General features: G+C 66.5%; 10 protein-coding genes. 7 read left to right on the top strand and 3 right to left on the bottom strand.

Annotated elements, in window-relative coordinates; translation table 11 throughout:
* The 4 genes from IV498_RS18060 to IV498_RS18045 form a co-directional block, all read left to right on the top strand.
* Nucleotides 1–260 (top strand): hypothetical protein (locus IV498_RS18060; RefSeq protein ID WP_269048463.1); only part of this gene is annotated, 260 nt, incomplete at its 5' end.
* Nucleotides 145–702: a DUF4439 domain-containing protein gene (locus IV498_RS18055; RefSeq protein ID WP_269048462.1), complete on the top strand. Its 558-nt coding sequence runs from the start codon at nt 145–147 to the stop codon at nt 700–702. The genes IV498_RS18060 and IV498_RS18055, both read left to right, overlap by 116 nt.
* Nucleotides 703–786: 84 nt before the next feature.
* Nucleotides 787–1,518: a VIT1/CCC1 transporter family protein gene (locus IV498_RS18050; RefSeq protein WP_269048461.1), complete on the top strand. Its 732-nt coding sequence runs from the start codon at nt 787–789 to the stop codon at nt 1,516–1,518.
* Nucleotides 1,519–1,563: 45 nt separating this feature from the next.
* The gene (locus IV498_RS18045; protein ID WP_269048460.1) at nt 1,564–2,553 is read left to right on the top strand and encodes an aminoglycoside phosphotransferase family protein; all 990 of its coding nucleotides are present in this window, start codon (nt 1,564–1,566) and stop codon (nt 2,551–2,553) included.
* 17 nt (nt 2,554–2,570) lie between these two features.
* Here IV498_RS18045 and IV498_RS18040 read toward each other — a convergent pair whose 3' ends face one another.
* The 3 genes from IV498_RS18040 to IV498_RS18030 all read right to left on the bottom strand — a co-directional run bounded on the left by IV498_RS18040 (nt 2,571) and on the right by IV498_RS18030 (nt 6,262).
* Nucleotides 2,571–3,368, bottom strand: a complete 798-nt coding sequence (locus tag IV498_RS18040) for a sulfite exporter TauE/SafE family protein (protein ID WP_269048459.1) — start codon at nt 3,366–3,368, stop codon at nt 2,571–2,573.
* 61 nt (nt 3,369–3,429) lie between these two features.
* Nucleotides 3,430–5,229 (bottom strand): proline--tRNA ligase, encoded by a 1,800-nt coding sequence (locus tag IV498_RS18035; RefSeq protein ID WP_269048458.1) that lies wholly within the window; start codon nt 5,227–5,229, stop codon nt 3,430–3,432.
* 106 nt (nt 5,230–5,335) lie between these two features.
* On the bottom strand, nt 5,336–6,262 hold the full coding sequence (locus tag IV498_RS18030) for a LysR family transcriptional regulator (protein WP_269048457.1): 927 nt from the start codon (nt 6,260–6,262) through the stop codon (nt 5,336–5,338).
* 67 nt (nt 6,263–6,329) lie between these two features.
* On the opposite strand from IV498_RS18030, the gene IV498_RS18025 reads away from it, so the two are divergent.
* The 3 genes from IV498_RS18025 to IV498_RS18015 all read left to right on the top strand — a co-directional run bounded on the left by IV498_RS18025 (nt 6,330) and on the right by IV498_RS18015 (nt 8,533).
* A complete protein-coding gene (locus tag IV498_RS18025) occupies nt 6,330–7,208 on the top strand; it encodes an EamA family transporter (protein WP_269048456.1) in 879 nt (292 codons plus the stop codon).
* A 147-nt stretch (nt 7,209–7,355) separates the two neighbouring features.
* Nucleotides 7,356–7,853: an RNA polymerase sigma factor gene (locus IV498_RS18020; RefSeq protein ID WP_269048455.1), complete on the top strand. Its 498-nt coding sequence runs from the start codon at nt 7,356–7,358 to the stop codon at nt 7,851–7,853.
* A gap of 62 nt (nt 7,854–7,915) precedes the next feature.
* On the top strand, nt 7,916–8,533 hold the full coding sequence (locus IV498_RS18015; protein ID WP_269048464.1) for a methylated-DNA--[protein]-cysteine S-methyltransferase: 618 nt from the start codon (nt 7,916–7,918) through the stop codon (nt 8,531–8,533).
* Nucleotides 8,534–8,700: the final 167 nt, after the last annotated feature.

Raw genomic sequence — 8,700 nt, 5'->3', positions numbered from 1 at the left:
TCCTCGCCGTCGTCACCCGCGTCAACATCCTCGCCGTCGTCACCCGCGTCAACATCCTCGCCGTCGTCACCCGCGTCAACATCCTCGCCGTCGTCACCCGCGTCAACATCCTCGCCGTCGTCACCCGCGTCAACATCCTCGCCGTTGTCACCCGCGTCCGCGTCCACGTCCTCGTCGTCGCCCGCGTCCACGCCGTCGTACTCATCGTCGTCACCAGCGACCTGCGCGCCGCCGGACCAGCCAGCCACGGGCGTATCTGAAGACCAAGCCCTGACCGCCGCCGTCGTTGCTGAGCACAAAGCCGTCTATGCATATCAGGTGTCCGCTACCCGCTTGACGAATCCGGCGTCCAGCCAGGCCGTGGACATCCTCTCCGAGCACGAAGAAACCCTCTCGCAGCTGTCCGCGATGCTGCGCTCCCGGTGCCTGCCACTTCCGGCACTTGAGCCCGGCTACACACTGGCACCGGATTTCACCATGCACCCCGCCGCCGCACTGTCCGGACTCGAGGACCAGCTGGGCCTGCTTTACGGCGATCTGATCGCGCTCAGCCCGGCGGCCAATGAATCCGTTCCGTCCAGCCGCGCCATGGCCATCGCGGCACTGCTGGAGACCGCGGGAAACGGACAGTTGTGGCAGCAGCCTATCCGGGTGCTGCCCGGCATGCCGGACGAAACCACGGGCACGCAGACCGCGCCCTAACCGGGGATCCACCGGGCGGAGACCCCGCAGCAGGAAATCCTTGCCTTGCTGGCTCCTCCGCGCTCCACGTGCTTTGCTGGGATCATGAGCGAAGTCCACGAAATTACGCCTCATCCCGACGAACCGCACAACAACGACCTTGCGCAGCGGCTGAACTGGCTGCGCGCCGGTGTGCTGGGCGCCAATGACGGCATCGTCTCCGTGGCGGCCATTGTCGTCGGCGTGGCCGGCGTGACAACGAACACGGGGCCTATTCTGACGGCAGGCATGGCCGGACTGGTGGGCGGAGCCATCTCCATGGCATTGGGCGAGTACGTCTCGGTAAGCAGCCAGAGCGACAGCCAGCGGGCCATGATCGAGAAGGAACGGCGTGAGCTGGAGGAACAGCCGGACGAGGAGCTCGAAGAATTGGCCGCGCTGTACCGCGCGAAGGGACTGTCCTTCGGCACGGCGCAGCGGGTGGCTGCAGAGCTCACCGAGCACGACGCTCTGGCGGCGCACCTTTCCATTGAGCTGAACATTGATCAGGAAGACGTCGTCAGTCCCTGGCATGCCGCGGTTGCCTCCGGCGTTTCCTTCACTCTGGGCGCCATCTTGCCGATGCTGGCGATTCTGCTGCCACCCGAAGCCTGGCGCGTTCCGGTTACGTTCGGGGCCGTGCTGATCGCGCTCGCCCTCACCGGCTGGCTGGGCGCGTTCATCGGCGGAGGTTCCCGTGTCCGGGCGGCCTCCCGCGTGGTTATCGGCGGCGCGTTGGCTCTGGCCGCGACCTACGTGATCGGCCATCTCCTCGGAGCCAGCGGCATCGTCGGCTGATGCGCACCTGACCCCAAGCGGCGCTGGCGCAGGTAGGCTTGGCACGTGCCCGCCGCCGTCCCGATTCCCGCCGACCTGCAGCGCCGCTACGGCAACAGCTCTGAGCGCCGTGCGTGGCTGGCCGGACTGCCGGCGCTGGTCAGCGAATGTCTGCAACGCTGGAATCTGCGCGTCACCCTCGCGCCCGGCCAGGAGCCCTGGAACGGGTCGGCCGGCATCGTCGTCCCCGTGCTGGACGACGACGGCGCACCCGCCGTGCTCAAGGTCGCTTTTCCCTATGCCGAGACCCTGCTGGAACCGGTGGCGCTGCGGCTTTGGGCTGGGAACGGAGCGGTGCGCCTGCTGCACGCGGACGAGCAGCGCTGCGCGATGGTTCTGGAACGCATGGACGCCGGGCGCTGGCTGCACAGCGTACCCATGGATGAGGCCACCGCCGTGTGGGGAAGCTTGGTTCGCCAGCTGTCGCTGGTGCCGGATGACCGGCCGGATTGGGCAGCCCTGCCGCACATTGCCGAAACCGCGGAGCGCTGGAGCGATGACCTGCCGGCGGAGTGGGAACGACTGGGACGCCCCTTTGACCGCTGGCTGCTGGAGACCGCGCTGGAGGTCTGCCAGACCCGCGGTGCGGTGGGGCGCAGGGTGGCCAAGGACGTCCTGGTGCATTCGGATCTGCACTATATGAATATCCTGGGCCGCAGCGGAACGGACGACTATGCCGCCATCGACCCGCAGCCCACCATCGGTGAGGCAGAGTTCGGTGTGGCGCCGTGCCTGTGGAACCGGATTCCGGACCTTTCCCGCACCGATCCGCAGCCCGCGCTGCGCGCGCGCTGCGCGGAACTCAGCAGCGCCGCCGGACTGGACGGTGAGCTGGCCCGGCAGTGGAGCATTGCCCGGGAGGTGGATAACGCCCTCTGGTACTTTTCTAAACCGGGCCACGGCGGTGACGCTGCCCGCTCGCTGTGGGTGGCAAGCACCTTGGCCGGCAGGACGCTGGACGGGCTGCCGACGGCCCATCAGCTCAAAACCCTGTGAAGCGTTCGATGTCCGTGTTAGGAGGCGAAGTTATCGTTCCAGACATCGGACCCGAGCTTGAGGATCAGCACCCCCACCACGAGCAGAAAAACGATCCGGATGAATTTGCTGCCTTGCTTCACGGCGGTCCGTGCGCCCAGATAGCCGCCGCACATGTTTGCCAGCCCCAGCAGCAGCCCCACGCCCCAGAGCAGCGAACCGTGCGGCAGGAAGAACAGCAGGGCGCCCACGTTGGTTGCCATATTGACGATCTTGGCCTTAGCACTGGCTTCCAGGAAGGCGTAACCCATCAGCGTCACCATGGCGATGATCAGGAATGATCCGGTGCCTGGTCCGATCATTCCGTCGTAGAAACCGATCACGCCGCCAATCAGGCAAGCCAACAAATAGTGCCGGTGCCCGCTGTGCCGCAGCACAGTCAGCTCACCCACGGACGGTTTGAGCGCGGTGAAAAGTGCCACCGCAATCAGGGCTGCGACGATAATCGGCTTAAAGACCGATTGCGGCAGACTGGCGGCAATGATTGCCCCGCCAAAACTCCCGCCCAGGGCGATCACCGCCATCGGGATGGCCGTCCGGAGATCCGGTCCCACCCGCCGGTAGTAAGTCACCGCGCTGGTGGTGGTCCCGAAGATCGATCCCATTTTGTTCGTCGCCAGGGCCTGGACCGGCGTAATGCCGGGCACCAGCAGCATCACCGGCAGCTGGATCAGGCCTCCCCCGCCCACCACGGCGTCCACCCAGCCGGCGGCAAATCCGGCCACCACCACCAGGATGATGGTGCCCAGCTGGATGTGTTCAAATCCGGAGATCACGACGACGGGCAGCGCCGGGCGCGGCCGGGTCCACCGGACGCCCGCCGCCGGGCAGGTGCGCTCACCGGCGCGCCAGGTTCAACACGAATGCGGCAGCCTCGCCGACGGGCACATTCTGTGCCTCACCGCTGGCCCGATCCTTGATTTCGACGACGCCGTCCACAAGTCCGCGGCCGACGGCCAGGATGGTGGGGACGCCCAGCAGCTCCGCGTCGCCAAATTTGACGCCGGGAGAGACCTTGGGCCGATCATCGTAGATGACCTCAAGCCCGGCCGCTTCCAGTTCGCCGGACAGCTGGGCGGCCGCGGCGAAAATCTCCTCGCCACGTCCCACCGCCACAACGTGGACGTCCGCCGGGGCCACCGCCCGCGGCCAGGTCAAACCCCGATCGTCGTGGTAAGACTCGGCCAGGGCCGCCACGGCACGTGTTACCCCGACCCCGTAGGACCCCATGGTCACCACAGCCAGCTTCCCATTGCGGTCCAGGACCTTCAGGTCCAGCGCCTCGGCGTATTTGCGGCCCAGCGCAAAGATGTGGCCCATCTCGATTCCGCGGGCGGCTTCGAGCGGACCGGAGCCGTCCGGCGCCTCGTCTCCGGCGCGGACCTCGCTGGCTTCAATCACCGCGTCCCAGCCGAAGTCGCGCCCGGCTACCAGTCCGAACACGTGCTTCCCGGCAGCGTTCGCACCGGTGACCCAGCTGCTGCCGGACACCACCCGTGGGTCCACCAGGTACAGGAGTTTGGACGTGCCTTCGGTTCCGAGGACCGGTTCATCCAGGCTGAGGCCCGGGCCGATGTAACCCTTGACCAGCTGCGGAACCTTCCGAAGGTCCTCGTCGTTGGCCGGTTCCACGCCAATTTCCCCGCCGATCGGCAGGAAGGAGCCGATGTTTGCCTCAATGCGCTTCAGGTCCACAGCCCGGTCCCCCGGTACGCCTATCACCACGAGCTGGCGTTCACCGGTGGGCAGATCCACGGCCAGCACGACGTTTTTCAGGGTGTCGGCCGCGGTCCACTCGGCCCCGTCCCGCGGTGCCAGCGTGTTGGCGGCGGTCACCAGAGTGGCGATCGTGGGGGTGTCAGGGGTGTCCAGGACCCGCGCCGACGGAGCTGTGCTGAAATCGATCGCGGCGGGAACCACCGTTGTGACAGCCTCGACATTGGCCGCGTAGCCACCGGCGGAGCGGACGAAGGTATCTTCCCCGATGGCTGTCGGATGCAGGAACTCCTCGCTGCGCGAGCCACCCATCGCTCCGGAGGTGGCTGCCACGGGCACGACTTCCAGGCCAAGCCGCGCAAAAATACGCAGGTACGCGCCGCGGTGGGCTTCGTAGCTGGCGGCCAGCCCGTCGTCGTCGATATCAAAGGAGTAGGAGTCCTTCATGATGAACTCCCGGCCCCGCAGCAGACCGGCCCGCGGACGCGCCTCGTCGCGGTACTTGTTCTGGATCTGGTAAATGCTCAGCGGCAGGTCCTTGTAGGAACTGTAGAGGTCCTTGACCAGCAGGGTAAACATTTCCTCGTGCGTGGGCGCCAGCAGATAGTCCGCTCCCTTGCGGTCCTGCAGCCGGAAGATGCCGTCGCCGTACTCGGTCCAGCGGTTGGTGACTTCGTAGGGCTCCCGGGGCAGCAGCGCGGGAAAATGCACCTCCTGCGCACCGATGACCGCCATTTCCTCGCGGACGATCGCTTCCACCTTGCGCAGCACCCGCAGACCCAGCGGCAGCCAGGTGTAAATTCCCGGTGCCGCGCGGCGGATGTAACCGGCGCGGATCAGCAGTTTATGGCTCGCAACGTCGGCGTCGACGGGATCTTCGCGCAAAGTACGCAGGAACAGGGTGGAAAGACGAAGGACCACGCGTGGAATCCGTTTCTTGAGCAGTTGGATGCACCCGCTGCCGGAACTGGCGCCCCTGAAGGAACAGGGCACGACGGCAACGGCCGGTGCAAAGGCCTCTCCTAATCTACCGGGTGTGGGGACTTACCGGTCCCGCCGTGCCCGCCGTGAGCTGGCCCAGGACCAAAGCCAGCGGTGCCCAACTGCCGCGGCCGCGGCGGGTGCGGGCGTAGGCACGCAGCCGCACATCGGGCCCGCTGAGCGGAATGAGGGTTATTCCGGCTCGGGGCGGACGATCGGCCGGGAGCAGTCCGACTCCCATTCCGGCCAAAATCAGGTCCTCCACCAGATCCAAACTGTCGGCTTGGTGGCGCAGATTGGGTTCGAAATCCGCCATGGAGGCGATCAACCTGACCACGTCCTCATCCGCACGGTTGCGGGAGTTGCCGATCCAGTCATGCTTCCGGAAAGCCCGGAAGACCGCCGGCGAGTCCCCGTGCGCATTCGATGCCTCCTGGGCCGGAGCGCCAAGGCTCCACGGAGCCGACCATAGGGCCAGCGAGTCATAGGCGCGGGCGTTGTCCGGAGCAAGGTTATAGTCGTAAGTCAGCGCAAGGTCCACGGCGTCGGCGGCAAGCAGTGCGTGGGCTTCGGCCGGCTCGTGCTCCCGCACGTCGATATGAATGTCCGGGTGCGTGCCGGCAAGTTCGCTGACGATCGGCATGAGGCTTCGCCGGACCGCAGTGACGAAGCCTGCCACGCGCAGCGTTCCCTTTGGCTCGGCATCGGGACTCAGGTCCCTGTACGCGGTCTCCACTGCGGCCAGAATCGTTGCCGCATGATCGGCGAGCCGGCGTCCGGCCGGGGTCAACCGAACGCCCCTGCCCACCGGTTCCAGCAAAGCAGTGCCCGTCTCACGCGCCAGCACGGCGATCTGCTGGGACACCGTCGAGGTCGTGAGGCCGAGCAGGTCGGCAACCCCGCGCATTGAGCCCACGCGCGAAAGTTCGAACAACAACTGCAGCCGTCGGGTTTCCATGACTTGATTGTGCACGATTCCCGGACGTTTTGTACACGATTGTCACGTGGACACGAACGAATGATGCGTGTCTACTGGATAGATGTCTCCTCCACGTCAGCACGACGGCGTCCGTTCCGGTACGGCGATGGCCGTCGCGGCCATGTGCTGTGTGCAGCTGGGCCTGGCCGCTTCGGTGGGACTGTCCGCGCAGCTCGGCCCCGAGGGAGTGGCCTGGCTGCGGTTGGTATGGGCCGCCGTCATCATTGTGGCTCTCGCGCGTCCCTGGCGGACCCCGTTCAGCCCTGCGACACTGCGGACCTGCATACTCCTCGGGATAGTGACGGCCGGGATGACCATGTTCTTCATGGCGGCCGTGGTGCGGTTACCGCTGGGCACCACAAGCGCCCTGGAGTTCACGGGGCCGCTTGCCGTTGCCGTCGTTCGGGGCCGGGGGACGAGCCGCTGGTGGGCCTTAGTCGCTGCGGCCGGAGTTGTTGCCCTGACCGAGCCGTGGCGGGGACACACCGATCCGGTTGGCGTTCTGTTCGCCCTCGGCGCTGCCGCATGTTGGGCCGCGTATATTGTGCTGACCCAACGGGCCGGTGACGAAGTAACAGGCCTGCATGCGCTGGGTATTTCGATGCCCGTCGCCGCTGTCGTGGCGACGATCGCTGTTGGACCGGCAGTCTTCGCACAGCTGAACTGGCAGCTGCTGGTGATTGGCTTCGGCCTGGCGCTGCTGTTGCCCGTGATTCCCTTCAGCTTGGAACTGATGGCGCTGCGCCGGTTGCCGGCGCCCGCATTCGGGACGCTGATGAGCCTGGAACCGGCCATCGCCGTCGGAATTGGACTGACCGTGCTGGGCCAGATCCCGCGGCCCAGCGCCGTGCTGGGAATCGTGCTGGTGGTGGTGGCCGGAATCGGTGTCACGGCACAGCGTAAGCCCAACTCGATAGAGCCGGCCGTCCCTGCGCCGTGAACCCGGAACGCTGGCTATCCTTAATCTGATCGCTGCCGCCCGCAAATCCGGATGCCGCCGCTCGATGGCGGCTACGGCGACAGGCTGGAACCAAGGAAGACTGATGGGCAACCTCACAAACTGGGCCGATCGGTCGTCTGCAAAGTAATGGATATTAAAAAGCCGTTCGAATTGGTCGTCCACGACCATGGCGGTACCGTGCTGCGGGTCTGCCGCGCCGTCGTCGGCCCCGATGATGCCGAGGACGCTTGGTCCGAAACGTTCATCTCGGCTCTGAAGGCGTACCCGCGGCTCCCCGTCGAGGCCAACACCGAGGCCTGGCTGGTAACCATAGCGCACCGCAAGGCCCTGGACATGATCCGTGCCCGTGGCCGCCGGGCGGGCCCGCTTGCCGATCTTCCCGAACAGCACTCAACGCTTGGCCTGCCGGGCAGCGGGGAGGCGGAACTGCTCCAGGCCGTCGCGGACCTGCCTCCCCGACAGCGGCAGGCCGTCGCCTATCACTACCTGGCTGGGCTGCCACATAAGGACGTCGCCTCAATCATCGGCGGCAGCACCGAGGCCGCGCGCCGGGCGGCGTCCGACGGCATCCGGAACCTGCGCAGCAACTACGTCCCCGCGCTCCCGAAAGGAGGGAACCGATGAACACCGACCCGACGACAGGGAACCGCCAGCACCCGGAAAATGCCCAGGCGGATCCGCCTGCAATGGACCCGCAGGAGGCTGTTTCAGCCGCCCTCCTGGCGCCACTGGGTTATGCGGAGGAGCCCGTCCTGGAACGGCTCCACGCCCGGCTGGCCGCCGCCGCCGAGCGGAGCGGCGATCTGGACATCACCTACCGCACGATTGACACCCCCGTGGGCACGCTGCTGCTTGCCGCCACGGCCCAGGGTCTGCTCCGGGTCGCCTACGAACGGGAAAACCACGACCACGTGCTGGAGAAACTGTCGGCACGGATCAGTCCCCGCATTTTGAAGTCAGCACACCGTCTGGAGCCCGTGGTCCGCGAGTTGGAGGAATATTTCAGCGGGACCCGCAGCCGGTTCGATCTGCCGCTGGACCTGAGCCTGTCCAGCGGGTACCGGCGCGAGGTCCTGGCCCACCTGCCGCGGATCGGCTACGGACATACCGAAAGCTACGCCCAGGTGGCACTCGCCACCGGCAATCCCAAGGCCGTCCGCGCCGTGGGTACGGCGTGCGCCACCAACCCGCTGCCCGTCGTCGTCCCCTGCCATCGTGTGGTCCGTTCCGATGGCAGTGCGGGAGGATACGTTGGTGGGCCGGACGCCAAGGCCGCTCTGTTGATGCTGGAGCGCGCTGTGTAAGCTGCGGTGCAGCCTGCTTCTAGGTGGGTGGGTCGGTAGTGGTTTGACGTCGGGTTTGGTGTCGTAGCGGCTTTTTGTTCCTGCCGGGCTGGATCGGTGCGGGTTGCTGATTCGTGGGGCGCGACCGTGTCGGTCGGTGCTTTCGCCTTCCTTGGATGGTCTCCGGC

Source organism: Paenarthrobacter sp. Z7-10 (assembly GCF_026932795.1).
Taxonomy (GTDB): Bacteria; Actinomycetota; Actinomycetes; order Actinomycetales; family Micrococcaceae; genus Arthrobacter_M.
Note: the sequence above shows the minus strand (reverse complement) of the source record. Positions and strands in the feature narration are given on the sequence as shown.